Annotated in this window: 20 protein-coding genes and 1 pseudogene; 11 read left to right on the top strand and 10 right to left on the bottom strand. The window is 60.4% G+C overall.

Going from position 1 to position 26,512, the window contains the following annotated elements:
- Positions 1-22 precede the first annotated feature (22 nt).
- The 5 genes from ACD590_RS34590 to ACD590_RS34570 form a co-directional block, all read right to left on the bottom strand.
- Positions 23-1,000: an ABC transporter ATP-binding protein gene (locus tag ACD590_RS34590; protein WP_247264105.1), complete on the bottom strand. Its 978-nt coding sequence runs from the start codon at positions 998-1,000 to the stop codon at positions 23-25.
- Positions 1,001-1,004: 4 nt separating this feature from the next.
- Positions 1,005-1,832 carry a carbohydrate ABC transporter permease gene (locus ACD590_RS34585; protein ID WP_439004349.1) on the bottom strand — a complete coding sequence of 276 codons (828 nt, stop codon included), beginning with the start codon at positions 1,830-1,832 and terminating at the stop codon, positions 1,005-1,007.
- Entirely contained in the window at positions 1,829-2,707 is an 879-nt protein-coding gene (locus ACD590_RS34580) for a carbohydrate ABC transporter permease (protein ID WP_247264104.1), read from the bottom strand. The genes ACD590_RS34585 and ACD590_RS34580 overlap by 4 nt, the downstream gene beginning before the upstream one ends.
- Before the next feature lie 66 nt (positions 2,708-2,773).
- A complete protein-coding gene (locus ACD590_RS34575) occupies positions 2,774-4,057 on the bottom strand; it encodes an ABC transporter substrate-binding protein (protein WP_018446097.1) in 1,284 nt (427 codons plus the stop codon).
- A gap of 37 nt (positions 4,058-4,094) precedes the next feature.
- A complete protein-coding gene (locus ACD590_RS34570; RefSeq protein WP_439004348.1) occupies positions 4,095-6,416 on the bottom strand; it encodes a family 78 glycoside hydrolase catalytic domain in 2,322 nt (773 codons plus the stop codon).
- Between the two features lie 140 nt (positions 6,417-6,556).
- On the opposite strand from ACD590_RS34570, the gene ACD590_RS34565 reads away from it, so the two are divergent.
- Complete coding sequence (locus ACD590_RS34565) at positions 6,557-7,615, top strand: LacI family DNA-binding transcriptional regulator (protein WP_247264102.1); 1,059 nt, start codon at positions 6,557-6,559, stop codon at positions 7,613-7,615.
- Positions 7,616-7,656: 41 nt separating this feature from the next.
- On the opposite strand, the gene ACD590_RS34560 is transcribed toward ACD590_RS34565, so the two are convergent.
- Positions 7,657-8,673 carry a LacI family DNA-binding transcriptional regulator gene (locus tag ACD590_RS34560; RefSeq protein ID WP_247264101.1) on the bottom strand — a complete coding sequence of 339 codons (1,017 nt, stop codon included), beginning with the start codon at positions 8,671-8,673 and terminating at the stop codon, positions 7,657-7,659.
- A gap of 179 nt (positions 8,674-8,852) precedes the next feature.
- On the opposite strand from ACD590_RS34560, the gene ACD590_RS34555 reads away from it, so the two are divergent.
- From ACD590_RS34555 to ACD590_RS34535, 5 genes are all read left to right on the top strand, one after another.
- The gene (locus ACD590_RS34555) at positions 8,853-10,100 is read left to right on the top strand and encodes an ABC transporter substrate-binding protein (protein ID WP_247264100.1); all 1,248 of its coding nucleotides are present in this window, start codon (positions 8,853-8,855) and stop codon (positions 10,098-10,100) included.
- A gap of 82 nt (positions 10,101-10,182) precedes the next feature.
- Positions 10,183-11,106: a carbohydrate ABC transporter permease gene (locus ACD590_RS34550; protein WP_247264099.1), complete on the top strand. Its 924-nt coding sequence runs from the start codon at positions 10,183-10,185 to the stop codon at positions 11,104-11,106.
- The gene (locus ACD590_RS34545) at positions 11,106-11,975 is read left to right on the top strand and encodes a carbohydrate ABC transporter permease (RefSeq protein WP_247264098.1); all 870 of its coding nucleotides are present in this window, start codon (positions 11,106-11,108) and stop codon (positions 11,973-11,975) included. The genes ACD590_RS34550 and ACD590_RS34545 overlap by 1 nt, the downstream gene beginning before the upstream one ends.
- A 27-nt stretch (positions 11,976-12,002) precedes the next feature.
- Positions 12,003-13,946, top strand: a complete 1,944-nt coding sequence (locus tag ACD590_RS34540; RefSeq protein WP_439004347.1) for a glycoside hydrolase family 127 protein — start codon at positions 12,003-12,005, stop codon at positions 13,944-13,946.
- Positions 13,947-13,955: 9 nt separating this feature from the next.
- Complete coding sequence (locus tag ACD590_RS34535; RefSeq protein WP_439004346.1) at positions 13,956-15,056, top strand: ABC transporter ATP-binding protein; 1,101 nt, start codon at positions 13,956-13,958, stop codon at positions 15,054-15,056.
- Between the two features lie 49 nt (positions 15,057-15,105).
- Here the strand turns inward: ACD590_RS34535 and ACD590_RS34530 are convergent, their stop codons facing one another.
- Entirely contained in the window at positions 15,106-16,017 is a 912-nt protein-coding gene (locus tag ACD590_RS34530) for a dihydrodipicolinate synthase family protein (RefSeq protein WP_439004345.1), read from the bottom strand.
- Between the two features lie 150 nt (positions 16,018-16,167).
- Between ACD590_RS34530 and ACD590_RS34525 the strand changes: the two genes are divergently transcribed.
- Entirely contained in the window at positions 16,168-16,872 is a 705-nt protein-coding gene (locus tag ACD590_RS34525) for a GntR family transcriptional regulator (protein ID WP_018246734.1), read from the top strand.
- A gap of 29 nt (positions 16,873-16,901) precedes the next feature.
- Here the strand turns inward: ACD590_RS34525 and ACD590_RS34520 are convergent.
- Positions 16,902-18,200, bottom strand: a pseudogene (locus tag ACD590_RS34520) (alpha/beta fold hydrolase).
- 122 nt (positions 18,201-18,322) lie between these two features.
- Here ACD590_RS34520 and ACD590_RS34515 point away from each other — a divergent pair.
- Entirely contained in the window at positions 18,323-19,465 is a 1,143-nt protein-coding gene (locus tag ACD590_RS34515) for a M24 family metallopeptidase (RefSeq protein ID WP_018246735.1), read from the top strand.
- 294 nt (positions 19,466-19,759) lie between these two features.
- Positions 19,760-20,500 carry a DUF4231 domain-containing protein gene (locus ACD590_RS34510; protein WP_018246736.1) on the top strand — a complete coding sequence of 247 codons (741 nt, stop codon included), beginning with the start codon at positions 19,760-19,762 and terminating at the stop codon, positions 20,498-20,500.
- A gap of 361 nt (positions 20,501-20,861) precedes the next feature.
- Here the strand turns inward: ACD590_RS34510 and ACD590_RS34505 are convergent, their stop codons facing one another.
- Together ACD590_RS34505 and ACD590_RS34500 are read right to left on the bottom strand one after the other, a co-directional pair.
- Positions 20,862-22,274: an alpha-L-fucosidase gene (locus tag ACD590_RS34505; RefSeq protein ID WP_439004344.1), complete on the bottom strand. Its 1,413-nt coding sequence runs from the start codon at positions 22,272-22,274 to the stop codon at positions 20,862-20,864.
- A gap of 15 nt (positions 22,275-22,289) precedes the next feature.
- Entirely contained in the window at positions 22,290-23,297 is a 1,008-nt protein-coding gene (locus tag ACD590_RS34500) for a LacI family DNA-binding transcriptional regulator (protein WP_080671757.1), read from the bottom strand.
- Positions 23,298-23,490: 193 nt separating this feature from the next.
- Between ACD590_RS34500 and ACD590_RS34495 the strand changes: the two genes are divergently transcribed.
- Both ACD590_RS34495 and ACD590_RS34490 read left to right on the top strand, forming a co-directional pair.
- Complete coding sequence (locus ACD590_RS34495) at positions 23,491-25,416, top strand: ABC transporter substrate-binding protein (protein ID WP_439004343.1); 1,926 nt, start codon at positions 23,491-23,493, stop codon at positions 25,414-25,416.
- Between the two features lie 106 nt (positions 25,417-25,522).
- On the top strand, positions 25,523-26,509 hold the full coding sequence (locus tag ACD590_RS34490) for an ABC transporter permease (protein ID WP_018246741.1): 987 nt from the start codon (positions 25,523-25,525) through the stop codon (positions 26,507-26,509).
- Positions 26,510-26,512: the final 3 nt, after the last annotated feature.

Raw genomic sequence — 26,512 nt, 5'->3', positions numbered from 1 at the left:
AGACGGCGGGCAGGCGTTAGCCTCAGAACCGATGTTCCGCTCCTTCGACCGGATTTGCCCAGACTGTCATTCCAGGCGCAAATGGCGTCTCGCCTTCGGCGCGCACCACCATCTCACCGAGTTCGGGGACGTCGAGGTAGAGGATCGCGTCCGCGCCAAGCCGCTCGAGATGCCGGATCCTGCCCTTCCACTGCCCGGCACCTTCCGAAAGCCTGATATGTTCCGGGCGAATGCCGTAGGTTGCGCAGTTCATTCGCCGCGCGGTCTCGCCGCCATAGAGGTTCATCTTCGGGCTGCCGATGAAGCCGGCGACGAAGGGTGTCGCGGGATTGCGGTAGAGTTCCATCGGACTGCCGATCTGCTCGACCGCACCGCCGTTCAGGACGACGATCTTGTCTGCCATCGTCATGGCTTCGACCTGGTCGTGGGTAACGTAGATCATCGTCGATTTCAGGCGGGCGTGCAGATCGGCGATCTCAAGACGCATCTGGGCTCTGAGCGAAGCGTCGAGATTGGAGAGCGGCTCGTCGAACAGGAAGACCTTGGGATCGCGGATAATCGCGCGGCCGATGGCAACGCGCTGCCTCTGGCCGCCGGAGAGTGCTTTCGGCTTTCTCTCCAGCAGCTGGGTGAGCTGCAGCGTTTCGGCCGTCGCCGCGACCTTGGCGGCGATTTCGGCCTTTGGGCGGCGGGCGAGTGAAAGGCCGAAGCCGATATTCTCGGCCACGGTCATATGCGGGTAGAGCGCGTAGCTCTGGAACACCATGGCAATACCGCGCTCGGAGGGTTCGGCATAGGTCACCTCCTTGCCGCCGATGGTCAGCGTGCCTGATGTCGTTTCCTCCAAGCCGGCGATGATCCGCAGCAGCGTCGACTTTCCGCATCCCGACGGGCCGACGAAAACGACGAACTCGCCGGAGGCAACCTCCAGATCGATTCCCTTGATGACTTCAAGGGCGCCAAAGCTCTTGCGAACTTGCTTGAGAGTGAGCTCAGCCATTCGGTTACCCTTTTACTGCGCCGGCCGTCATGCCGGCGACGATCTGCCGGTTGAAGAAGATGAAGACGATCAGCGGCGGGATCGTCACGAGGAGGATATTCATGAAGAGGAGATTGTACTGGCTCGTATACATGCTCTGGAAATTATAGAGCGTCAGCTGCACGGTTACGTTCTCCTTGCCGGGAAGGTAGTAGAGCGGGTTGGTAAAATCGTTGAAGATCGCGATCGACTGGACGACGACGTTGGTGACGGTCACCGGCTTCAGCAACGGCAGGATTACTCTGAAGAAAATCTGTCGGGGCTTGGCGCCATCGATCAGCGCCGCCTCGTCGAGGTCACGCGGTATGGTCGAAATGAATGACCGGTAGAGCAATGTCGAGAACGAGAGATTATAGGCGACCTGGATCAGAATCATCCCGGTCATGGTCTTGAAGAGACCGATCTCCTGCAAGAGGCCGATGGTGGGCACGACAGCCGGCGGCATCATCAGACCCATGAACAGGGCAATGGAGGCCACCTTGTTCCAGACGGTCTTGCGGCGCTGCATCACATATCCGACCATTGCCGACAGCAGGATCAGGATCGTGACGGAGACCACGGTGATCAGCGTGGAGTTGAAATAGGCGAGCGCGAGCTGGTAGTCGCGCGCCTTGAACACGGCGGCCAGATTATCCCAGAACAGCCAATGTTCGGGCAATTCGAAATCGAGGCGAGAGGCTTCGGATTTCGATTTGACCGCCTGGAGAGCGACGAAAACGAAGGGCATCACGAAGATGACGGCCGTCACCGCAAGGGCTATCGCGCCGGTCACGTAAGGGCGGACGCTTCTCATTCCTCGACCTCGCGCCGGTTGAACCACAGGGTGAATGGCAGGATGATTATGGCGATCAGCGCGAACAGGATGACGTTTCCGGCCGTCGACAGGCCGTAGAAACCCGCCTGGTACTGCTTATAGATGACCGAGGCGATCACATCGGAGGAGAAACCGGGCCCGCCGCGGGTCATGGCCCATATCAGATCGAAGGATCGAAGCCCGCCGATCAACGACAATGTCACCACGATGACGGTGGCGGGACGCACGAGCGGTAGGGTGATCCGGAAAAATTGCTGGAGACGCGTGGCGCCGTCGATCCTCGCGGCCTCATAATAATCGGGGCTGATCGCGGCAAGCCCGGCGATGAAGATCAGGGTTGCAAGGCCGACACCCTTCCAGACATCGACCAAAGCCACCGAAAAAAGCGCCAGCGCCGGATTGGTGAGCCATCCTGGGCCGGGAATGCCGAGCGTCTCGAGCGTGACATTGATGATGCCCTTGGTCGGATGCATCATCACGGTGAAGGTGATGCCGATGCCGATCGTCGAGACCAGGACGGGAAAGAAGACCAGCGTGCGCAGGAAGCCGCGGGCGAAGATATTGCTGGTCAGCAGCACGGCAAGCAGCAACCCGCAGACCGTCTTCAGGCCGCATGTCGTCACGGCATAGATCAGCGTGTTGACCAGTCCCTTGACCAGGAATGGTTCGGAAAAGAACTGCTGAAAGTTTTCGAGCCCGATGAATTCGGCGGTCGAAAGATCCCAGCGTGTGAGGCTGAACCAGAGAGAGGATACCGTGGGAACCAGAAACAGCACGCCGTAGATGATTGCGGCCGGAATGAAAAACCACAGCGGGTAGGGCGATTTGCGCGAGCGGGGGCGTGTCTCGGTCATGACTACCTCTTCGATCGGGTGGAGCCTCGCCCCTTTAGGAGCGAGGTTAATTGACCCGAAAGACCGCTACCAGTTGGGAAGACCGAGCTGCTTGGCCTGCTTGCGCACATCATCGTCATAGAGCTTTGCCGCGTCGGCCGGCTGGCGAATGCCGGAGCCGACTTCGACGGTGATCTGCTCAAGAGCCGGTCCCTTGATCGGCGACACGAATTCCAGCGCCGGGGTCGTTTTGTCCTTGGCCTCGAAATAGGGGAGCATGTCCTTTATCGCAGGCGGTACGCTAGCTGGCAGGTCGCAGCCGTTGATCAGGGAAGGTCCCTGAACGGCATTGGTTTCCACCATGATCTTGCAGGCCTCGACGCTTCCGGCGAAATCGACGAATTTCCGCGCTTCCTCGGCGTGCTGGCTGGTCACGGGAATGTAGAGGGCTGGCGGCATCCAGACCGTCAAGCCGTTGGTTGCGGCGTCGTCGCTTGGCTGCGCGAAAAAGCCGACATCGTTGAGGTTTTCGGGATAATTCTGTTTGAGCGCGCCGACCGCGAAGCTCAGCATCGGATAATGCGCTGCCTCGCCGGTTGCCACCATTCTCAGGCCATCATCGTAGCTTGCCGCGCCAAAATCTTCGTTCATCAGACCGGCGTCGTGAACGTCCTTCAGCCGTTCGAAGCCCTTCAGGGCTGCAGGCGTCTCTGCGTATTTTGCCTTGTTGGCGGTATAGTCTGCGGCGAAGTTCGGCACGGCCGCGTGCAGATTGTAATAGTCAGCCAGAACGAACAGCTGCGAGGTCCAGGTATCGCGATAGGTCTGCGCCACGGCGACTTTTCCTGATGCTTTGACCTTCGCGTTGTTCGCCATGAAGTCCGCCCATGTCTTCGGGACGGAGAGGCCGAGGTCCTGGTAGATTTTCCTGTTGTAGAGGATCCCTCCCGCCATCGCCGTGCCGAAGGGAACGCCATAGATCTTGCCATCGGCACGGACGACCGATTTGAAACTTTCGTCGACTTTCGCTTGCGACGACAGTCCGCTCAGATCGACAAGCGTCTGTGTCGGCTTCAGCGCCTGTAGCAGCGAGCCGGAATTGTAGAGAAACACATCGGACATCTCCCCCGTCGCCAGGCGCGTCTTGATGATGTTGTCGCCTTCGCCGCCACCGGCTCGCGGCTCGATTTCGATCGTCACGTCGGGTGCCTTTGCCTGATAGGCGGCAACGAGTGCCTCGGCTGCCGCGACGGTGTCCGGGTTGTTGTCGATCAGGAATGACAGCGTGGTGTCTGCATGCGACGGGCCAGCCGCGACCAGTGCCAAAAGCGCGGACGCGCCCGCAAGAATGAGTTTTATCCGATGTGTCATGACGTTCCTCCTCTGAACGGTGTGACGTGTATGCTCCTCAAGAATTGGGTAGGGAAAAGACCAGCTGGTGCGTCCCGGAGGGAAGAATGGCTTCCTCGACGACAGGCTCTCCGTCGAGCGACGGGTTTTGATGCCGTTTTCCGGGCCGGAACCGGCCGATGCAGCCCTCCGGAAGGGTCAGCACATAGGTGACCTTGTTGCCGTCGCACTGCCAGCCGGCCTCGATGCGTCCCTGGCTGATATCATGATAGGCCGAAACCGGCGAAAGGGACGGAATCGGCGCCGGATCGACAATCACCTCGGCAAATCCGGGGGCGCTTGGGCTCGGCGAAATTCCGGCGACGCTCTCGAACAGCCACTGGCAGACCGCGCCATAGGCATAGTGGTTGTAGCTGTTCATATCAGGTTCGTAGATGGTGCCGTCAGGCGCCATGGAATCCCAGCGCTCCCAGATCGTCGTCGCCCCTTTTGACACCTGGTAGAGCCAGCCCGGCACATCCTCCTGCAGGAAGACCTTTTCGGCCAGATCGTCCATGCCGAGCTTCGTCAGCGCCGGCAGCAGGGCGGGCGTGCCGATGAAACCGGTGCCGATCTTGTAGTCTGCATCGATGATCACCTGCCGGAAATGCTGCTGTGCGGCTTGCGTGTGCTCCGCCGGTATCAGGTCGTGGAGGAAGGCCAGGGCATAGGACGTCTGGTCGTTGTGTGCGAGCCGTCCTGCCGGCGTGATGAACTCGTTGGCGAATGTCCGCCGGATCTCGTTTGCGCGCTGGTTCATCTTCTCTTCAAGCGCATGCTCGCCGAGGGTGGCTGCGATCTTTGCCAGAAGGTCGGTCGAGATGAAGTGGTAAAGCGTGGCCGCGCAGTCGTCAGCAATCGTCGGGCGAGGTTTTCGATTGTCGCCGACCGGCTGCAGCCAGTCGCCGAAGGTGAAGCCGCGGTCGCCCCAACGCGAGGGCGGACGCACAAGCGGACCATCCGAGATCGACCAGACGAAATCGACCCAGCGCACCATGGAATCCAGGCACTCCGACAGGACGGCCCGGTCGCCGTAATGGGTGTAGAGTACCCAGGGGATGACGATGATCGCGTCGCCCCAGCCGGTCGAGCCGGCATAGCCCGGGAAATTGGCCGGATGCAAGCGGGTCGGATCCGGTGAAAAGTGCGAGACGGCGCCATCCTCGCGCTGATCAGCCATCACATCGCGCAGATACTTCCTGAGAAACGATTGGCTGTCGCTCAGCCAGCATGCGGTTGCGGCAAATACCTGGGCGTCGCCCGTCCAGCCCAAGCGTTCATCGCGCTGCGGGCAATCGGTTGGTACTTCGACGAAATTTGCACGCTGCGACCAGATGGTATTCTCGACGAGGCGATTGACCAGCGCATTGCCGGAGGTGAAACCGGCGGCGGGCTCAGGCACCGACGAGATCGGGATGGACGCGATTGCGAGGATCTTCGCATCGCCCTTGATCGTCACCCGGGCATAACGGAAGCCGTGGAAGGTGAAATGCGGTGCGAAGGTCTCATCGCCGTCTCCCCGCAGCGTGTAGACGGTATGTGCCTCGGCCGTGCGATAGTTGCGATTGTCAAAATGACGATCGGGGCCGAGTACCTCCGAATGCTCCACCCGGACTTCGGCGCCGGCAGCGCCGCGCACCTTGTATCTGACATAGCCGCCGGCATTCTGGCCGAAATCGTAGACGGTCCTGTCCTCATCGTCGGTCCAGCTTTCGACAGCGGCAAGTGGCGGCAACTCGCGCACCGCAGCCGTTTCGTGCGCGACAAGCAGCGCCCTGTCGAAGGGCAATCTCTCGGTGCCATGGCTCTCCAAGTAGTTTTCCTGGCGGGCATCGTAGATTTCGCCGAAGTAGATTCCGGATTTCAGGATCGGCAGAAGGCCGCTTCGCCATGAGGTGTCGGTGGAAAGAACAGTGCCATCCGGTCCGATCAGATCCGCAATAGCGCCGATCCTGTCGCCCCAGCAATTCGGGATCGCCTGGGCGCCCCACATCAAAGGCGACCGATACCATCCGTCGGCAAGCCAGATCTCGATCCGGTTGAGACCCGGCTTGAGCAGGTTGGAGACGTCGTATCGCTGATAGGCAAGGCGATCGTCGTAGTTCGTCCAACCTGGGGTCAACAGGTCGTCACCGACGCGAACGCCGTTGATGAAGCAGCGGTAGAGGCCAAGTGCTGATATAAAGAGCTCGACGGGAAGCTTGGCGCCATCATGTTCGAAAGTCTTGGAGACGAAGCTTGCGGCCGTTCCCTGACCGCCATCCGATAGTGGCGCGATCATATCCCCGGACCAGGCACGCGAAACGAGGTTGCCGCTGATGGCTGCCGGCTGAAAGTTCATCAAGTCCTCCCGACGAGTTGTAGAACGTTCTCCATATAACGTTCTACATTTTCTTCGGAAGCGCAATAGAATTTTCGTTGCCAGTCTGCCATGGTGGTTCTGCGGGCGATGTCGACGATCCGCAGCAAGCCAGAGATTTCATGTCAATCGAAGAAAAACAAAAGCTGCAACGAAACGATCGCGTGACGATCCGGACGGTGGCAACTCACGCAGGCGTATCGGTCGCAGCGGTTTCCAAGGTGATGCGAAATGCCTACGGCGTCAGTGATGCGCTGCGCGCAAGGGTGACTGATGCCATCGAGGCACTCGCATATCGCCCCTCGCGGGCAGCTAGAGGGCTGCGTGGCCGGAGTTTCACCATCGGAGTGCTCCTGATCGATATCCGCAATCCTTTCCTTCCGGAGGTGATTGCCGGCGTGAACGGGGTGCTGGCGCCTTCGCATTACCAGGCGATGATCGGCGTCAGCGATGCGCGCGTGCAGCTGGAGACGTCGCTGATCGAATCGATGATCGACTACAAGATGGACGGCCTTATCCTCGTTGCGCCGCGTCTGCCCTCGGAGATCCTCGCAAAGTTCGCAGTCCAGATACCGATCGTCGCGGTCGGTTACCATGATGCCAGCGCTACGGCCTTCGATACCGTCAATGCCGACGATCAGCGCGGAGCGGAGATCGCCGTCGAAGCGCTTCTTGCCTGCGGCTATCGCGACATCGAAATGCTGAGCCTTGGCGAGCGCCAGGGGCACGCGGTCTCCGTCGTACGCCAGCGTGAGATCGGGTTTCGCCGGGCGATGCAGCGTGGCGGGCTCGGCTCCTCGCCAGCGATCGGCAAAATTCCCATTGCTTCGCCGAAGCGGGAAGAGACGATGCGAAAATTCCTGTCGAGGAAGGACAGGCCGCGCGCCGTATTCTGCTGGAGCGATCTCGACGCGATCACCCTTCTGAGCCTGGCTATGGAGATGGGCGTGCGCGTGCCCGAAGATCTGGCCGTCATCGGATACGACAATTCCCCGACCGCAGCACTCGGCCTCGTCAATCTCGCAAGCATCGATCAGTCGGGCAGGGAACTCGGTCAGGTCGCAACCCGGGCCCTCATTTCCAGAATAGAAGGCCGCACCGCTTCCGAGCATATTTTCCAGATACCGTCGCTGGTCAGCCGCAACAGCCTGACCCGTTCCGGCAATTCCACGGATAGATAATAGCGACGGCGCCGCGGTGTCTCTGTTCGTTGCCGTCGTTTTCAGTCGGATTGAAGGGGGCTGCCGCAAGACTGCCGCACGACCAGACGGCACGGCAATCTGGTGATGCCGGCAGGGACCGGTTCACCCTTGGAGAGGCCGAGGATTGCCAGGCCGGCGCGATGGCCCAGTTCCTTCAACTCCATGTCGATGGTGGTCAGCGGCGGTCGCGTCTGCCGTGCGACGACCTCCCAATTGTCGAAGCCGACCACGGCGACATCCGTGGGAATCTCCACATTAAGGTCGCGCAGCGCGTCGATGACCCCGCGGGCGATCTCGTCGCTGCCGCAGAAGATGGCGTCGGGCTTTGCGCCGGGCCGGGCAAACACCGTCTGAACGGCTTCGTGACCCCATTCCTCCGACCAGTCGCCGAACATCGCTTCGGCACCGTCGCCGCAGGCGTCGAGATAGGATTGGGCACGGATGCGAGCGGCCAGATAATCCCGCGGCCCGGTGATGTGGAGGATCCGCGATCGACCGAGCTCTTTCAGGTGATCGACGGCGAGGCGGGCGCCCTGTTCGTCATCCGGAAAGAAGGTGACGCTGTCAGCCGGCCCCTCGGCAAAGACGTAGACGACGGGTATCGGCAGGCGGGACAACTGGACTGGCGGCGTGAGGTCGAGGCGCGTCGCGGTGAATATGATGCCGTCGACCTGCCGGTCGAGAAGCGCCTCCAGGTGCAACTGGGCGAGCCGTGGATCATTGTTGGTGGCGCAGAGGAAGACGGAGACGCCGTGATCGACCAGTACCTCCGATACCCCTGCCGCCATCGGCAGCGTCAGTCGCCCATAGGTGTCGTTCGTCAGCATGCCGATCGCATGGCTTCGCTTGCTCAGCAACCCACGAGCGAGTGCATTAGGCCGAAATCCGATCTCCTCCGCCACGCGCCGAACCCGCTCGCGCGTCTCGGCATTCGTCCGGCCGGTGCCGTTCAGTGCGTTTGACGCCGTCGAAATGCTGACGCCCGCAGCCTTTGCCACGTCATAAATCGTCCGTCTGCGATCGCCCGTATTCTTCAAGATCTGCCTCGTGTTCGATCCATGATAAAAGCTTTTAGCAGAAAAGAATGAGCTGTTAAAAGGTTTTATCAACCGCACATCAGATTTATGCACACAGACTGTCGACATCAAAAAATTTCTGATCTAACGTTCATTTCGTCCGATGGCCTTGGGCCTGAACGAGAAAAAGGGGAACAAGCATGCTTCGACTGAAAACGACGATCACCGCTCTTGCACTGCTGGCAAGCTCTTCTCTCGCCAGCGCCGAAGAAATCACCCTATGGGTGCGCACGTCGTCCGGCGCCGTCCTTCAGGGGTTGGCCGACAAATACAACGCCTCGCACTCCGACAAGGTCAATGTCACCCAGATCACGGCCGAGCAGATGGTGCCGAAACTGGGTGCGGCGATTGCCGGCAGCGCGGCTCCTGACGGTGCCGTGCTCGACCTGATATATCTCCCGACCTTTGCCGCCGCGGACGGTCTCGAGGATATCTCCGACTTCGTGAAGGGCCTGCCGTATTCCGCGGCCATGAGCCCGTCGCACATCCGTCTTGCCACCTATGACGGCAAGATCTACGGCGTGCCGGCCCTGCCGGATGCCTCGATCATTGCTTATAATACCGATCTGTTCACCAAGGCCGGCCTTGATCCGAACAAGGCGCCGGCATCGATGGAGGAGATTGCCGCCGACGCTAAGAAGATCGCCGCGCTCGGCAACGAGACCTATGGCTTCTATTTCGTCGCCAATTCGGGAAGCTGGCTGATCTACGACTTCCTGCCGCATCTGTGGGCCGCCAATGCCGATGTGCTGAGCGATGACGGCCGCAGCGCCACGGTCGATACGCCGGCGCTGCGTGAGACCATCGCTGCCTATCGCGATATGTGGAAGGCCGGTGCGATCCATCCGACCTCGCGTTCCGGCAACGGCAACAATGCCGTCGAGGCCTTCGCCTCGGGCAAGGTCGGCATCCTGATGACCGGCTCCTACATCGTCAATCTGCTGACCAGCAAATATCCCGACGTGAAATTCGCCGTCGCACCGATCCCCGGGCCGAAGGGCGGTGAATCGAGCTTTGCCGGCGGTGATACGCTTTCCCTGATCAAGGGCATCAGCGAAGAGAAGAAGAAAGTCGCGCTCGACTTCGTCAATTTCTACATGCAGCCCGAGCAGCAGGTCTACATCACCCAGGAATCGGGGATGCCGTCGCGCACCGACCTCGCAGCGGAAGCCTATGCGAAGTTCGACCAGCGCAATCTCGTCGCCTACAATATCCTCGCCAAGGCGCGCACGCCCTACACATTTTCGTCCGACGAACTCTTCGTCAGCCGCACCGGGCCCTTCCTCAATCTGATCCAGGGCACGATCTTCGGTGACGACGTCGACGGAACGATCGCCAAGACGCAGGCCGACTTCACCCGTATCCTCGAACGCACCAATCCGAACTAAGCTGACACGTTTCGGCAGGGTGTCCGCGGATGCCCTGCGGTCCCTTTCACATCTCGACTTTCAAGCGGAAGGAGGAGTTGCGGTGATATCCTCGACACTTCGCAGCCGGAGGCGCGCAGTCGCGACCGGAGAACCGGAGCCAAAGGGTTGGCTTGGCCTTGCCTTCATCCTGCCGGGCCTGCTGTTCATCGTCGTGCTTTTCCTCGTGCCGCTTGTCATGACGGTCTGGATGAGCTTCTACAACTGGCCGCTTCTCGGCCGGACCAAATTCATCGGCCTTTCCAACTATGCCGAGCTGATCGGCGATACCCAGCTCTGGCATTCCCTGGGTTTCACGCTGCTCTACACGGTGCTGGTCACGGCTGCGATCTTCCTGGTGGCCTTTCCTCTGGCGCTGCTCGTCGACCGGCCGCTGCGGATCGCCGGCTTTTTCCGCACGATCTATTTCATGCCCGTCGTCATCGGCTTCGGGGCGGCCTCGACATTGTGGATGTGGCTGCTCAATCCCGATAGCGGTGTCTTTGCGCAGCTGCTGCGCGGAGCGGGCATCATCGACAGCGCGCCGAGGCCGCTCGAAAGTTTCTGGCCGGCACTCGGCGTCGTCATCCTGATGGTCGTCTGGAAAACAGCGGGCTTCACGATGATCATCCTTCTGACCGGCCTTCAGGGCATCTCGAACGATGTCATCGAAGCGGCCAGGATCGACGGCGCCAGCGTCTGGAGCCGGTTTCGCCGCATCACGCTGCCTTTGATGAGGAATTCGGTCGTCCTGGCGCTTGTCCTCAACGTCACCTCATCGATGCTGGCCTTCGACCAGTTCTTCATCATCACCCAGGGCGGCCCCGAGAACAGCACGATCTCCGCGGTCTTCTCGATCTATCTCGCCTCGTTCTCATCCTACCGTCTCGGTTATGGCTCGGCGATCTCCTTTGCCCTGCTCGTCGTGCTGGTGGCGATCAGTGCGATACAGTTCGTCCTGCTGCGCCAGCGGCCGGAGGAGGGTTGATGGAACGGCTCAACCACAAGCTCGCAGCGAAGCCGGCGAGCGAGCGGCTCGGTTATCTCGCCTTCGTTCTGACGGCATGCGTCTTTGCCGTCTTCTTCGTGATGCCGATCGTCTGGTCCTTTGCCAATTCCTTCAAGCCCGCGGCCGCAGCACTTGCCGATCCGGCAGCGCTCTTCTCGAAAGCCTTCTCGCTCGAAAACTACCGCCGTCTCGAACATGTCGGCGCCGGCTGGTACGTCTATGCCGGCAATTCGGTGCTGATCGCTGCCGGAACGGTGATCCTGACGGTGCTCGTCTCGGTGCCGGCGGGATACGGCTTTTCGAAATTCCGTTTTCCCGGTCAGTCACTGCTCTTCGTGCTGATCATGGCGACGATGATGATCCCGTTCCAGTCGATCCTGACGCCGCTTTTCCTGATCCTGAAAGTCTTCCGGCTGCAAAATAGCCTTTTCGGCCTGGTGCTGATCTATGTGACCTTCCAGCTTCCCTTTTCCGTTTTCATGATGCGCAACGCCTTCGATGCGGTGCCGAAGGCGCTGATTGAAGCGGCGCGGATAGATGGCGCGTCGCAGGCGACGATCCTGCGCCGGATCATGCTGCCGATCGCGCTTCCCGGTGTTGCCACCGTTGCGATGTTCGCCTTCCTGAATTCCTGGAACGAATTCCTCGCCGCCCTCATCTTTCTGTCCGACCAGAACAAGTTCACGCTGCCGATCATGCTGGTGAATGTTTCGTCGGGCATCTACGGCATTATCGACTGGGGCGCACTTCAGGCCGGCATAGCCGTGACCATGGTCCCGTGCATCCTGCTTTTCCTTCTCTTGCAACGATATTACGTGCGCGGCCTAACGGCCGGCGCCGTGAAGTAACGGCGCTCGTTCCGCTCAGGAGTCCTCATGACCAGCTCACCTCGTTTTCAACCGGCACGCGCTGCGGGACGGCAGCGATACAGGCCCGCCGACCATTCCAGCGTCGTATTCCATGGCGGTTTCTGGCAGAGCTGGACGGAGACGGTCCGCAACGTCACCATCCCGACGCAGCACAAGCGGCTGGAAGAAGAGGGCTTCCTCGAGGTGCTCGATTTTGACAAGCCGGCCGGGCCGCTGGTGCGCCCGATCCAGCCGAGCGGACTGTCGATGCAGCATTTCTTCGATTCCGATTTCGGTAAATGGATCGAGGCCGCAAGTTACACGCTGAAGGCTCACCCGAATGCTGCGCTCGAAACGAAGATCGATGATATCGTCGCAAAGCTCGAAAAAGGGCAGATGGCGGATGGCTACCTCAACAGCTGGTTCATTCGCCGCGCGCCGGACAGGCGCTGGACCAACCTGCGCGACCTGCACGAGATGTATTCGATGGGCCACCTGCTGGAAGGCGCTGTCGCCTACTACGAGGCGACGGGAAAGCGTCGTTTCCTCGATGTAATGATCCGCGCCGTCGACCATATCATCGCCACCTTCGGCGCGGAGCCCGGAAAGCTCAGAGGTTACGATGCCCATGAGGAAATCGAGCTGGCGCTGGTCAAGCTCTATCGCGTGACGCGCGATCCGCGGCATCTGAAGCTTGCGACCTACTTCGTCGACGAACGTGGCCGGATGCCCTCATATTACGACGAGGAGGCTCGCAAGCGCGGCGAGAGCCCTGATGATTACGTCTACAAGACATATGCCTATAGCCAGGCCCATATGCCGGTGCGCGACCAGCACCAGGTCGTCGGCCATGCGGTCCGCGCCATGTACCTGTTTTCTGCGATGGCGGATCTCTCCCATGAAAATGACGATCCGACATTGAAGGAAGCCTGCGACCGGCTTTTCGACAATCTGGTCAGCCGCCAGCTCTACGTGACCGGCGGCCTTGGCCCGTCGGCATCCAATGAAGGGTTTACCCGGGAATTCGACCTGCCGAACGAGACAGCCTATGCCGAGACATGCGCAGCCGTCGCGCTCGGCTTCTGGAGCCATCGCATGGCGCAGGTCGATCTCGATAGCAAGTTCACCGACAGGCTGGAAACGGTGCTCTACAACGGCGCGCTTTCCGGCATCTCGCGCGACGGCGAGCATTATTTCTATGAGAACGTCCTTGAAAGCCACGGGCAGCACCGCCGGTGGAAATGGCATTACTGCCCCTGCTGCCCGACCAACATTGCCCGTTTCATCACGTCGCTCGGCCAATATTTCTATTCCACGGGTGATCATGAGCTCGCCGTCCATCTCTACGGCACCAATTCCGCCGAGCTGACAGTCGGCGACAGCTTCGTGCGCCTGATCCAGGAGACGCAATATCCCTGGGATGGCGACATCAGCCTGCGGTTGGCCGTCGAGCGGCCAAGCCGGTTTCAGCTTCGTCTTCGCATCCCCGGATGGTGCAGGCAGGCGCAGGTCTCGGTCAACGGTGCTGCCGTCGATCTCGATCAATGCGTGACGAAGGGTTATGCCGCAATATCAAGGGAATGGCGCAATGGTGACGAGGTCCGCATCGGCTTCTCGATGCCGGTCGAGCGCATCTACGCGCATCCTGCCGTCTCCGAAGACGGCGGACGCGTCGCACTGCGGCGCGGGCCTGTCGTCTATTGCATCGAGGAGACGGACCTCGGCGGCGAGCCGCAGCGGCTCCGCCTGCCGGCATCTGAGGAAATTTCTGCCCGTTACGATGCCGCGCTTCTCGGCGGAGCGACCGTCCTCGAAGGCACTGCGCTCGAAGCCGATATAGCCGATTGGCAGAATGCGCTCTATCGCACCGCGCCTCCCTCGCTAAAGGAGCGGCCCTTCACGGCGATCCCCTATCACCTCTGGGCCAATCGCGAGTCCGGAGCGATGGCGATCTGGTTGCAGGAGGTCTAGGAGAAAACCATGGCACGGCTGGAACTCAGGAGCATCGTCAAGTCCTATGGCATCTACGAGGCCGTGCGCGGCATCAGCCTTGACATCGAAGACAATGAATTCGTCGTTTTCGTAGGTCCGTCGGGATGCGGAAAATCGACGACATTGCGCATGATCGCGGGTCTCGAACACATTACCGGCGGTGAGATCGTGATCGGCGACCAGGTCGTCAACCGGCTTGGCCCGGGCAAACGCGATATCGCCATGGTCTTTCAGAACTACGCGCTCTATCCGCACATGACGGTGCGGGAGAATATTTCGTTCTGCCTGGAGCAGCAGAAGCTTGCCAAGAGCGAGATCGACGCCCGTATCATCAGGGCGGCGGAAACCTTGCATATCAGCGAGCTGCTCGGCCGGCGTCCAGGCCAGCTTTCGGGCGGCCAGCGTCAGCGCGTCGCGATGGGGCGCGCCATCGTGCGGAATCCGAAAGTCTTTCTCTTCGACGAGCCATTGTCCAACCTTGATGCCAAGCTTCGCGTGCAGATGCGCACGGAGATCAAGCGGTTGCACCAGCTGTTGCCGACGACGACCGTCTACGTCACGCACGACCAGGTCGAGGCGATGACCATGGCGGATCGTGTCGTGGTGATGAATGGCGGCATCATCGAACAGGCGGGACCGCCGCAAGCACTCTATCATCGGCCGGTCAGCCAGTTCGTCGCCGGCTTCATCGGCTCACCGTCGATGAACTTCCTGTCCGCGACGCTGCTATCAGGAGAGAAGGGCCTCGTCGTCAAACTGACTGACGGCAGCGAGCTTGCAGTGCCGGAAACGCGCGCCGGCGACTATGCCAGCCATGCCGGTAAATCAGTCGTGTTCGGGATCAGGCCGGAATCGATCACCGACCGCCAGGCCCGTCCTGGTTATGCCGACATCGAAGCGAAGATCGATCTTGTGGAACCACTCGGGCCGGAGACCATGGTTTATTTCGGCATCGGCGAGGCAAGCCTATGCGCCTGCATCGATCCCGAGAGCGGGCCCAGGCCGATGTCGACGATGCCGCTCTCGTTCAACATGAACCAGATGCATCTGTTCGATCCGGCGAGCGGCCGGTCGCTGGCGCTCGCCTGAACTGCAAACACGGAAAGGCCGGCAACCGCGGGGTCGCCGGCCTCGTTGATCAGGCGGCCTGCCGGATCTTCGAGGGACGCGTGGCGGCAGCCTTCTCGACCATGGCGGTGACTTCGGCGCGGCGGGCGCCCGAAAGCGGCAGGCGCGGCATGCGAACGCGTTCTGAGCCGCGGCCCATGATTTGCTCGGCGAGCTTTATCGACTGCACGAGATCGTGTTCGGCATCGAGGTGCAGAAGCGGCATGAACCAGCGATAGATCTTGCGGGCCTCTTCCCAGTCACCGCGTTCGGCGGCGGCAACGAGCTGCACGGATTCCTCCGGGAAGGCGCTGGTCAGGCCGGAGACCCAGCCCTTGGCGCCGAGCATCAGGCCTTCAAGCGCTACGTCGTCGAGACCTGCGAAGATATCGAAACGATCGCCGAATTCATTGATGAGATCGGTGAAGCGGCGTGGATCCGGCGCGCTTTCCTTGACCGCCTTGATGTTCGGCACGTCGGCAAGCACCTTCAGCACATCGGCGCCGATATTGACGCGGTACGCCGGCGGGTTGTTGTACAGCATGGTCGGCAGCGAGGTCGCTTCGGCGACGGTGCGGAAATGTGCAATCAACTCTTCGGGCTTCGGCACATAAACCATGGCCGGCAGCAGCATCAGGCCGTCGGCGCCGAGTTTTTCGGCGTCGCGAGCATAGGCGACGGCACGGCGCGTGTCGAATTCGGACACGCCCGTCACCACGGGAACGCGGCCGTTGACGACCTCGACGGCAGCTTTCAAGATCGTGCGCTTCTCCTCGGGATCCAGCGAGTTGTTCTCGCCACATGTGCCCATGACAATCAGTCCATTGACGCCATCGTTTACAAGCGCGTCCTGGACGCGCTGAGTCGAGGGCAGATCAACGGAAAGATCTTCATTGAACTGTGTCGTTACGGCGGGAAATACGCCCTTCCATCCTGTGGTCATTGATCGAGCCTCGTTGAAATTAGTTGCCTTATATACAAACTGTCGACAAGATTCAATGATGTGAGCTTACAAATTTGAGGCCACCGAAGACCGACATTGCGGGAATCGGCCGAAACGAAATACAAGGCTCTAACGAAAGAGGGCGGACGAATGCGGAACGACGCGGAAAATGTGCGGGTGCGCGGCTCTGGCACGCAGAGCGTCTATGTGACGCTCAGACGGGAAATCCTGTCGATGGCGCTGGAACCCGGCAGTCCGCTCGACGAGGTGCGCCTGTCGGAACGTTTCCGGATGTCGCGGACTCCCATTCGCGAGGCGCTGTTGCGGCTCGCCGCCGACGGGCTCGTCACGACGCTGCCGAACAGGAACACGATCGTTGCGACAATCGATTTCGCAAGCCTGCCCACCTATTTCGAAGCGTTGACGCTGATGTACCGGGTGACGACCCGCGGCGCGGCGCAACGGCGAAACGGCGAGATCATGAAGACTGTTCGCCGGCATCAGAAGGACTTCGCCGATGCCGTTGCCGCGCGCGATGCCTATGCGATGATCGAGGCGAACCGCGAATTTCACGTCGCGATTGCCGAACTTGCCGGCAATTCCTATTACACCGCCTTCTTCGCCAGGCTGCTCGACGAGGGCCGCCGCATCCTGCGCCTTTACTACTCGACATTCGACGACCGTCTGCCGCGCCAGTATGTCGACGAACACGAGGAGATCATCGCCGCGATCGAGGCCGGTGACGTCGAGCGGGCCGACCGTCTGGCGATCGCCCACGCCGGGCAGATCGTTCGCCAGATCCAGGAATATATCGCCCGCGATCTGGACCGGCCGGTGGCGATCAGCATGTCCTAATGCGACGAGAGCAATGAACCGTTCGAGCCTCAGGAGGCGAGGGGGCCGCTCTGCTCCCTGACCAAGGTCATCAGCCTGCGCAGGACAGCCGCCGATTGGCGGACACCGTCGTGCTCGAATTCGTTGGTCACCCATGCCTGCACGTTGGCGACGTGGCGCGCCGTTTCGAGCGAAAGCCCGGCATCGACATACATGTCATCATGATAGATGACGGCGGCGACCGGCACCTCATTTGCCGCGAGACGTGCCGGGGCATAGAGCGGCACGTAGCGCTCATGCGTGGCCAGCGCCTCGACACTCGCCCTGAAGGCCCTGAGCGAGCGAATTTCCTCGAACATCCAGGGATACATCATCTCCCCCGTCAACAGCAGCGGCCGCCGGTCGCCGGCAAAGGCCGGATGCTCGGCGCGGATGCGTTCGGCCGCCCAGGCAGTCGGCGTCCCGGCCTGGCCATAGATGCTTTCCTGCAGAACGGCGAAGAGCGGATTGTCGTCATAGGAGGTCAGCGACATCACCGACGCGAGGAAGCGATCAGAGAGACGGTCTTCATTGGGACCGGAGAAAGCCTCGTCGACCAGCCAATGGATGTTCTCGTAACCCGGCGCCATGCCGAAATCGATGCCGATAGTCTGAAAGCGGCGAACGGAGAGGCGATCGCCATCGGGCAGCCGCACCTCGTTGGCCTCGATATAGTCGGCGATCCGGCCGATGCGCTCGGCATCCCCGGGGTAGCGGCGGTAATAGGCGGCGTTCTTTTCGGCGACGCGCGGTTAGGTGCGCCGATAGACATCATCGGCCGTCGCCCCAAGGCCGGCAAGGCCGCCGGTGACATAACAGGCGGAAAGTCCCTCCGGCGCCTTCGAGAGATAGGTAAGCGTCAGGAAGCCGCCATAGCTCTGGCCGAGCGTCTGCCAGCGTCCGCCGCCGAAGACGGTTTTCCTCAGATGTTCACAATCGGCAACGATGCTGTCGGCACGAAAGAGGGTGAGATAGTCGGCTGCGGCCCTGCCGTCGGCAAAGTGCTCCATCGTCGCACTTTCGATCCGGCTGCTGCGCCCGGTGCCGCGCTGGTCGATCAGGATAACGCGGTGCGTCTTCAGGGCTTCGGCAAGCCATGGCGGCCCGCCATTGCTCGGCCGCGGCGATTTTCCGCCAGGGCCGCCTTGCAGGAAAGCCAGCAACGGCAATGTTTCACGACGGCGGGCGGGATCGCATACTTCGCGTGCGAAAACCCGGATCGTCTCCCCCTCCGGCTTCGACCAATCCAGGGGAACGTCGACCATATGATCGCGTATCAGCATGCCCGGTATGGTGTATTCGACCGCCATCGCCATCTCCTCATTTTTCATGTCGACATATTGCCTACAGCGGCATTAGTGTCGGTTCAAGATCCCCGCTGCAAGGCGAGGGCTTCATCGATCTGGAAGCGCAGGAAAAGCAGGAAGACAACATGTCATGGCAGCATACGGTACCCCGCATAACTGAGGACGAACGGCAGAACCGCCTCGCCAGGCTTCGCAAAATGATCGAAGCCGAAGGATTGGCTGCCGTGCTTCTTGGACCGACCGAAAGCCTGCGTTACTTCACGGGGCTGGTCTGGCATCCGAGCGAGAGGTTCCTCGGCGCGCTCGTCACGCAAGCGACCATTTCCTACATCGTGCCGGGGTTCGAGCGCAGCCGTGTCGAAACGCTGCCGCATCTGCCGGGGGAAATCCTGGTCTGGGAAGAGGAGGAGAGCAGCGCCGCTCTCATCGCCCGCCTTGTTGCCCAAGGCGGCAGACTTGCCCTCGACGATGGTTTGCCGCTTTTCTTCTATCATGCATTGGCAGCGGAGATGGGCGCGGCGAGGCTTGCCGATGGCGGGCGGCTGATCCGCGACCTGCGTTGCATCAAATCGGCCGCGGAGATTGCCCTCATTCAGTATGCGATGGACCTGACGCTTGACGTCCACAGGCAAGTGCATGGGCTTTTGAAGCCGGGCATCAAATCGTCCGAGGTGGTGGATTTCATCGACCGGCAGCATCGCCAGGCCGGCGCCGATGCCGGCTCGACATTCTGCATCGTCTCCTTCGGCGCGGCGACCTCGCTTCCGCATGGCGCCGACGGCGATCAGGTCCTTGGTCGCGACGACGTCATTCTCATCGATACCGGCTGCCGGATCGACGGTTATCATTCCGATATCACCAGGACCTATATGCTGGAGGGCGGCGAAAGCGCGTTCGAACGGGCCTGGTGGATCGAGCGCGAGGCGCAACAGGCCGTCTTCGACGCAGCCCGGATCGGTGCCGCCTGCTCGAGCCTCGACGATGCGGCCCGCAAGGTGCTTGCCAAACACTCCCTCGGCCCCGACTATCGCCTGCCAGGTTTGCCGCATCGCGCCGGTCATGGCCTCGGGCTCGAGATCCACGAGGAACCCTACATCGTTCGCGGCAACGACGCGCCGCTTGCCGCCGGCATGTGTTTTTCCAACGAACCGATGATCGTCTTCCCCGGGAAATTCGGGATCCGGCTGGAAGACCATATGTACATGACCGACGAGGGACCGTGCTGGCTCACCAATCCAGCGGCGGGACCGACCGAGCCATTCTCCTGAGCGGGCACCATCTCCTGCCCGCTCTCGTCGGGCAGATCCAGCAATATATTGCCCGCGATCTCGACCGACCGCTGGCGATCAGCCTATCCTGAAGCGACAGGATTCAAGAGGCGGAGGCTATCCCAGCCTGAACGTTGGCGATATGGCGGTTGGTTCTCGCGGCATCGGACATATCGACGGGACCCAGGGCTGCCTGCAATTCGATCGATAAAGTATTTCTTCGCAAACGTTACTTGCTTTCTGACGTAGCACAAGGTTGACTGCGGTTAAACCTGCAGTGTCGAGGATAGGATGATGGACTTGTTCAGAAAGGATGAGGATGACTCCGCGCAATTGCAGAAAATGACACTGAATGGTAGATATAGAAATATAGCAGCGATGCTTTCGGTAGCAGTCGTTGTCTTTTCTGTATTCTTGATATCGCTTGGCGCTTTAATCGAATTTTTTCAACCTGAGTTTTTTCCAAACGTCATTCTCGATGACGTCCCTTTGCACTACATCGCCTGGTTCATGATTACCTTCGGGATAACTATCGTTGTCATCAACGTGATTTTGGCAGCAAGACGGGAGATCGATCAAGAGAGAGCAGAAAAGATGCTTCCATCGGATATGGTCGAGATCAAAAGGCAGGCTTTGCGTGACCTGCGGACGCATCGAAACTGGTATGCGCGATCCTCCAGGGTGAATCAGTATCTCTGGAATTTTCTCACATTGGGGATCATCGTTCTGAGCGGCCTCTCTTCATTATTTTCGGCTTATGGCACGATTATCCCCCAATGGCTCCCAATGGCGACCTCCGCGCTCGTGGCGCTTTTCGGCACGATCATTGTTCAATTCCGCATCCGGGACGTCTGGCAATTGAGAGAGCAGGGAAGGGTCGAAGCGGAGATGCTCGTCGCCGAGGCTCATCTCATTGACATAACGGATGAACTAGCGACGCTCAAACAGGCCGTCGCTCTTAGAAAGCGCGCTCATGCGCTGGAGATGAAGCAACTCAACCAGTTCTTTGTAGGGACCACCGCAGCCAATCCCTGAGCCCTTGTCGGCATTCGGAGGCGGGATCGACCGAGCCGTTCTCCTGAGCGGGCGCCATCTTGCCCGCTCAGGTAAGCCAGCTCACCCGCGCTAGAGCCTTTCCGGGTTAGATTGAAGCATTCTGCCGGAGCAGGTTTTCGTCAGGGCAGAGGCGATTGGCGACGGGCATACCTCCCGGTACGTCCGAGCCGATCGCCTTTGATCCTGGCGGAAAGATGCCCGGCCCTTCGGGTTGGCTGAAACGGGCCAGCTGATCGACCGGCCGGCTTGGCCGTAGAGCTGGGCTACGACGCGCGCCGGCCGGTCGACCATCCGACTCCGTTTGAGCCAACAGAATGTTTCAATCTAACCCGGAAAGGCTCTAGTCCTGAATGCCAGCCGCGCTCCCTGGCTTGAGCTTGACCTCGATGACCGGGACCACGATCTGAGGTCGACGCACCGGCAGGACGAATGTCAGTTGATCTTCGCCGACGGGGAACTGCGTGTTCGCCCACAGCGTATTGGCGGATGGGCGCAACCAGGTGACCTCGCTGCCATCATGCAGGAATTGCGCATATTCGATCTTGCCTGCCAGCGCATCGAAATGCAGATGGCGATAGGGCCAGTTGAAGAGGTGGATGTAGAGACGATCGCCATTCTGGGTCAGGCGGCAGTCGGCCGGAGCGGTGAAGTCGGACTGGGTGCAGCCGACGATGCTGCGCTGGTGCAGTGCCATCCACTCCTCATAAGCGGCAAGGGCTGCAATCGCGCGGTGGTCGAGCGTGCCGCGCGCCGTCGGCCCGACATTCATCAGCAGATTGCCGCCCATGGCAACGGTGCCGACCAGCATCTGCACCAATTGTTCCGTGCTCTTCCAGGTGTCCTCGTCGCGGTGATAGCCCCAGGAACCGCTGAGCGTGTGGCAGGCTTCCCAGACAACGCGCCTGCCATCGCGGAGCGGACGGGCGCGCGGCATATATTGCTCCGGCGTGACGATGTCGGGCTGCAGGCCGGCGAGATCGAGCCGGTTGTTGATGATGATGTCGGGGGCGAGTTCGCGCACCAGACGCACGAGTTTCTCGCTTTCCCAATCCTGATGGCCCTTTCCGACCAGCTCCCCGAGCTTCCATTGCGGATAGCTGAAATCGAACCACATGATGTCGATCTGGCCGAACTCGGTCAGCAACTCGCGGACCTGCTCGCGCATGAAGGCGGCATAGCGCTGCATGTCCCGGCCTTCGTTGATTTTCAGCGCATCGGGATGGTTGCGCTGCGGATGGCGCGGATCGACGGTGAAGTCGGGATGATGCCAGTCGATCAACGAATAGTAGAATCCGATCCTCAGGCCCTCTGCGCGGAAGGCGTCGACGAACGGACCCAGCAGATCTCGTCCATAAGGCGTGTTGGTCACTTTGAAGTCGGTCGCCTTGGTATCCCAGAGGCAGAAACCTTCATGGTGCTTGGTGGTCAGCACGACATATTTCATGCCGGCAGCCTTTGCGCGTCTGGCCCATTCACTGGGGTCGTAGAGATCGGGATCGAAATGGTCGAAATATTTCTGGTAGTCGGCGTCGTTCAGTTCTTCGCGGCTCTTGACCCATTCATGGCGTGCCGGCAGGGCATAAAGCCCCCAGTGCACGAACATGCCGAACCGGTCGTGAACGAACCAGGCCTTCTTCTCCTCAGGCAGGGCCAGTGACTGCAGATTGTTGATATCCATCGGATATTCCTCCTGTTCCAAACTTTGAGAGTTGGAGCACGATGTCGTCCGAAAACCGCTCACACTTTTCGGCATCATGCTCCGGGGAGTTCAGGTTGTTTCGCGGATGATGAGCTCGGGCACGATGACGATGCCGTGCTGACGGTTTCTGGTGGCGATGCGGCTGAGCAGCAGACGCACGGCTTCCTCCCCCATTTCGCGTTTTTGCACCCGCAAGGTGGTGAGCGCCGGCGACAGCAGTTCGGCAGTCGGAATATCGTCGAAACCGATCAGCGCGATCTGCCCGGGAATCGAAATGCCGGCGGCCCGGCAGGCCTTCATGGCGCCGATCGCATTGAGGTCGTTGTAGCAGACAAGGGCATCGACGCCGGGCGCCTCCGCCAGCAATTGCGCGGCCGCCGTTTGGCCGCCCGCTGCGGTCGGATCGCAATAAACGATGCCTTGCGCCTTGAGCCCGTGGGCCGCCAGGGTCTTGCGAAAGCCGACAAGACGGCTCTTGCCGCCAAACGAACTGCGCGGCCCGGCGATAATCGCGATCCTGCGGCGCCCGCGCTCGACGAGATGGTCGATGGCACGCGACGCTCCCGTCTCGTAGTCGGTGACAATCGTCCCGGCGACCTCGTTGGGCGCCTCGCGATTGATGAGCACCACCGCGCGGTGGGGCGCAAGCGCCTTATGCAGCGCGGCATCCGGCAGCCGTGGGCTGCAGACGATGATTCCGTCGACCCGGTGCCGCAGCAGCGTTTCGATGAGTTCTTCCTCTCGCTTGCTGTTCTCGACGACATTGGACAGAAGCAGGTTGTAGCCGGCAGCGCTTGCCGCATCCTCGGCTCCCCTGATGACTTCGGGAAAGAACGGATTGGTGATGTCGGGAACGAGAAGGCCGATGGCCTTCGATCGATCGGACCGCAATCCGCGCGCAAAGGGATTGGGCCGGTAATTGAGTTCGCTCGCCGCTAAAATAATCCGTTGACTTGTCTCCGCACTGGCTCCGCCCCGATCATTGAGCACGCGCGATACCGTCATCGGCGACACCCCTGCGGCGCGGGCGACATCGGCGATGGTAATTTTGGGTTCTGGCTCTTTAGGGCGGCTCAACTGGATTGTCTCTTCAGAAGGGGCAGGAATTTACGATAACGATAACTAACATAATTTCCGGGAAAGCCAAGGCTGCTCTGACAAAGTATAAGGCGTCGAGAATCTCTTTGACAAGATTTAACGGTAACGATAACGTTCGAGAAAGAGGAGAATACGTTAACGATAACCTAGAGCAGAATATTGGGAGGAAAGAATGCAACACGTCAGAATCTTAAGACGGCAGGTTGTCTCGACCGTTGCCGCGGCGATCCTCATGGGTGCCGGCTGGGCCGGTGCCGCATTCGGCTTTGAGGAGTCGCCGGAACTGAAGGCGCTGGTCGATGCCGGCAAGCTGCCGCCGGTCGAAAAGCGCTTGCCCAAGGAGCCGCTGGTGCTCACTCCGCTTGAATCGGTCGGTACCTATGGCGGCACCTGGCGCACGGCCACCTTTGGCGGTGGCGACAGCGAGATCGAGCGTTCGATCGGCTATACGAGACTGGTCCGCTGGAATCCGGAATGGACCGAGGTGATCCCCGATATCGCCAAGAGCGTCGAGGTCAATGACAATGCCACCGAATATACGTTCACCTTGCGTGAAGGCACGCGCTGGTCGGACGGGGAGCCCTTTACCGCGGACGATCTGGTGTGGTGGAACGAGAACGTGCTGCGCAACACCAAGATCACGCCTGCAGCACCCGACTGGCTGACCGCCGGCGGAGAGACCGTCAAGGTCGAAAAGCTTGCCGACGACAAGGTCGTCTTCAAATTTGCCGCACCGAACGGCCTGTTCCTGATGAACATGGCGACCGTGCGCGGCTCCGATATTCTGGCGGCCGCACCGGCCCACTACCTCAAGCAATTCCACAAGGATTTCAATCCCGATGGCGTTGACGCCCTGGTGAAGGCAGCCGGCGCAACCGACTGGGTCCAGCTCTTCAACAACAAGATCGGGTTTCCCGGCCGCTGGCGCGATCTCGGCCGTCCAACGCTCGATGCCTGGGTGTTGACCGCCCCCTATAATGGCACCACCCAGGTCGTCGCCGAACGCAATCCTTACTATGCCAAGGTGGATACCGCAGGAAACCAGCTGCCTTACTTCGATCGGATCACCATCGATGTGATGCAGGATACCCAGGCGATCATCCTGAAGGCGATCAGCGGCGAAATCGACATGCAGAACCGCTTCATCGAGACGACGGACGCCCGTACGGTGATCGTGCAGAACCAGGAGAAAGGCGGCTACGGCCTGTTCATCGCCCGGCCGGCATGGTCGAACGCCCTGCTGATCACCCTCAACCAGACCCACAAGAATCCGGCCTTGCGCGCTGTCTTTTCCAACAAGGATTTCCGCATCGGCCTCAGCTACGCCATCAACCGCGAAGAGCTCAACCAGCTGATCTATGCCGGACAGGCCAAGCCTTATCAGGCAGCACCGCGTGAAGGCACCGCGCTCTACGACGAGAAGATGGCGACCCAGTATCTGGAGTATAATGTCGATCTCGCCAATCAGTATCTCGACAAGGCCGGCCTTACCAAACATGACGCCGAAGGCTATCGCCTCGGCCAGGACGGCAAGCGGATTACCTTTGCGATCGACGCCTTGACCGGAAGCCCGATCCAGGTGGACGCCCTCGAGATGATTCAGCACTACTGGCGGGCCGTCGGCATCGACATGCAACCCCGCCCGGCCGAACGTTCGCTGATCTTCTCCCGCCTGCAAAACAATGAGAATGACGGCCTTGGATGGGTTGGCGGCGGTGGCTACGACTTCCTCGGCCTGCTCGATCCCAAATGGTATTTCCCGCACGAATATGAATCGAGCTTCGCGACGGCCTGGGGCCTCTATTACCAGAACCCCAAGGATCCGAACGCGCAAGAACCGAGCCCCGCTGCCAAGAAGCAGATGGATCTGTACCGGCAGGTGCAAGAAGCGCCGACGCTCGAAAAGCAGTTGGCCGCGATGAAGGAGCTGCTGGCGATTACCCGTGACGAATTCTACGTCATCGGCACCAACCTGGAGCCGGACCGCGTCGGCATCGTCAAGACCAATATGCGCAATGTCCCGAAGGTCATTCCCAGCACATCGTTCTACATGACACCGGGACCGGCCAAACCGGAGACCTTCTACTACCAACAGTAACGGCACGCGACCGACAGGGATGGCGTCCGCGGGCGCCACCCCATCAACACCAGCCCAGTCCCAATCATCCAATCCGATCGGCGGTTGCCGATTGAAGGAGCTTGACATGGCCGGCTTCATCATCAGACGTCTGCTTTACATGATCCCGATGATGTTCGCGATCTCCGTCGTGACCTTCATCATCATCCAGCTGCCGCCCGGCGACTTCCTGACCGCGATGACCGCGCGCCTGGCCTCCCAGAACGAAACGATCGATCCCGGCGTCATTGCCGGCCTGCGTGAACGCTACGGCCTCGATCAGCCCTGGGCGGTCCAATACTGGAAATGGATCAGCGGCATCCTGCTGCGCGGCGATTTCGGCCAGTCCCTCGATTGGAACAAGCCGGTCAGCGAACTGATCTGGGCTCGCATGGGCCTGACGATGGTGGTCTCGGTCACCACGCTACTCTTCGTCTGGGCGGTGGCCTTTCCGATCGGCATCTATTCGGCCGTACGGCAATATTCGGTGGGAGATTACTTCGCCACCTTCTTCGGCTTTCTCGGCCTTGCCATCCCGAACTTCCTGCTGGCGCTGGTGCTGATGTATGTTTCGGCACAATATTTCGGCCAAAGTACCGGCGGGCTGTTTTCGCCCGCCTATATCAATGCTGTCTGGAGCTGGGCCAAGCTCGGCGATCTCATTTCGCATATGTGGATCCCGGTCGTCGTTCTCGGCACCGGCGCCACGGCAGCGCTGATCCGAATCATGCGCGCCAACCTGCTCGACGAGCTCAACAAGCCCTATGTCGACATGGCCCGCGCCCGGGGCTTGAGCGAAATCCGGCTGCTGTTGAAATATCCGGTGCGGGTGGCGCTCAACCCCTTTGTCTCGACCGTCGGCTGGGTGCTGCCGCACCTCGTCTCCGGCTCGGTGGTGGTCTCCATCGTTCTCAGCCTGCCGATCACCGGGCCACTGCTGCTCAACGCCCTCTTTGCCCAGGACATGTATCTGGCCGGCACATTCATCCTGCTGATGAGCATGCTGACGCTGATCGGCACACTGATTTCGGATCTGCTGCTTGCCTGGCTTGATCCACGCATTCGCAACGGCTGAAGG

This window comes from Rhizobium sp. 862_C5_N1_2 (assembly GCF_051811205.1).
Taxonomy (GTDB): Bacteria; Pseudomonadota; Alphaproteobacteria; order Rhizobiales; family Rhizobiaceae; genus Rhizobium; species Rhizobium leguminosarum.
The sequence above is the reverse complement of the archived record's forward strand: the minus strand, read 5'-3'. Positions and strand labels throughout refer to the sequence as shown.

Coding starts and splice junctions, on each gene's coding strand:
- ACD590_RS34590 (WP_247264105.1), bottom strand. CDS start 1,000: ATGGCTGAGCTCACTCTCAAGCAAGTTCGCAAGAGCTTTGGCGCCCTT.
- ACD590_RS34585 (WP_439004349.1), bottom strand. CDS start 1,832: ATGAGAAGCGTCCGCCCTTACGTGACCGGCGCGATAGCCCTTGCGGTG.
- ACD590_RS34580 (WP_247264104.1), bottom strand. CDS start 2,707: ATGACCGAGACACGCCCCCGCTCGCGCAAATCGCCCTACCCGCTGTGG.
- ACD590_RS34575 (WP_018446097.1), bottom strand. CDS start 4,057: ATGACACATCGGATAAAACTCATTCTTGCGGGCGCGTCCGCGCTTTTG.
- ACD590_RS34570 (WP_439004348.1), bottom strand. CDS start 6,416: ATGAACTTTCAGCCGGCAGCCATCAGCGGCAACCTCGTTTCGCGTGCC.
- ACD590_RS34565 (WP_247264102.1), top strand. CDS start 6,557: ATGTCAATCGAAGAAAAACAAAAGCTGCAACGAAACGATCGCGTGACG.
- ACD590_RS34555 (WP_247264100.1), top strand. CDS start 8,853: ATGCTTCGACTGAAAACGACGATCACCGCTCTTGCACTGCTGGCAAGC.
- ACD590_RS34545 (WP_247264098.1), top strand. CDS start 11,106: ATGGAACGGCTCAACCACAAGCTCGCAGCGAAGCCGGCGAGCGAGCGG.
- ACD590_RS34540 (WP_439004347.1), top strand. CDS start 12,003: ATGACCAGCTCACCTCGTTTTCAACCGGCACGCGCTGCGGGACGGCAG.
- ACD590_RS34535 (WP_439004346.1), top strand. CDS start 13,956: ATGGCACGGCTGGAACTCAGGAGCATCGTCAAGTCCTATGGCATCTAC.
- ACD590_RS34530 (WP_439004345.1), bottom strand. CDS start 16,017: ATGACCACAGGATGGAAGGGCGTATTTCCCGCCGTAACGACACAGTTC.
- ACD590_RS34525 (WP_018246734.1), top strand. CDS start 16,168: ATGCGGAACGACGCGGAAAATGTGCGGGTGCGCGGCTCTGGCACGCAG.
- ACD590_RS34515 (WP_018246735.1), top strand. CDS start 18,323: ATGTCATGGCAGCATACGGTACCCCGCATAACTGAGGACGAACGGCAG.
- ACD590_RS34510 (WP_018246736.1), top strand. CDS start 19,760: ATGGACTTGTTCAGAAAGGATGAGGATGACTCCGCGCAATTGCAGAAA.
- ACD590_RS34505 (WP_439004344.1), bottom strand. CDS start 22,274: ATGCCGAAAAGTGTGAGCGGTTTTCGGACGACATCGTGCTCCAACTCT.
- ACD590_RS34495 (WP_439004343.1), top strand. CDS start 23,491: ATGCAACACGTCAGAATCTTAAGACGGCAGGTTGTCTCGACCGTTGCC.
- ACD590_RS34490 (WP_018246741.1), top strand. CDS start 25,523: ATGGCCGGCTTCATCATCAGACGTCTGCTTTACATGATCCCGATGATG.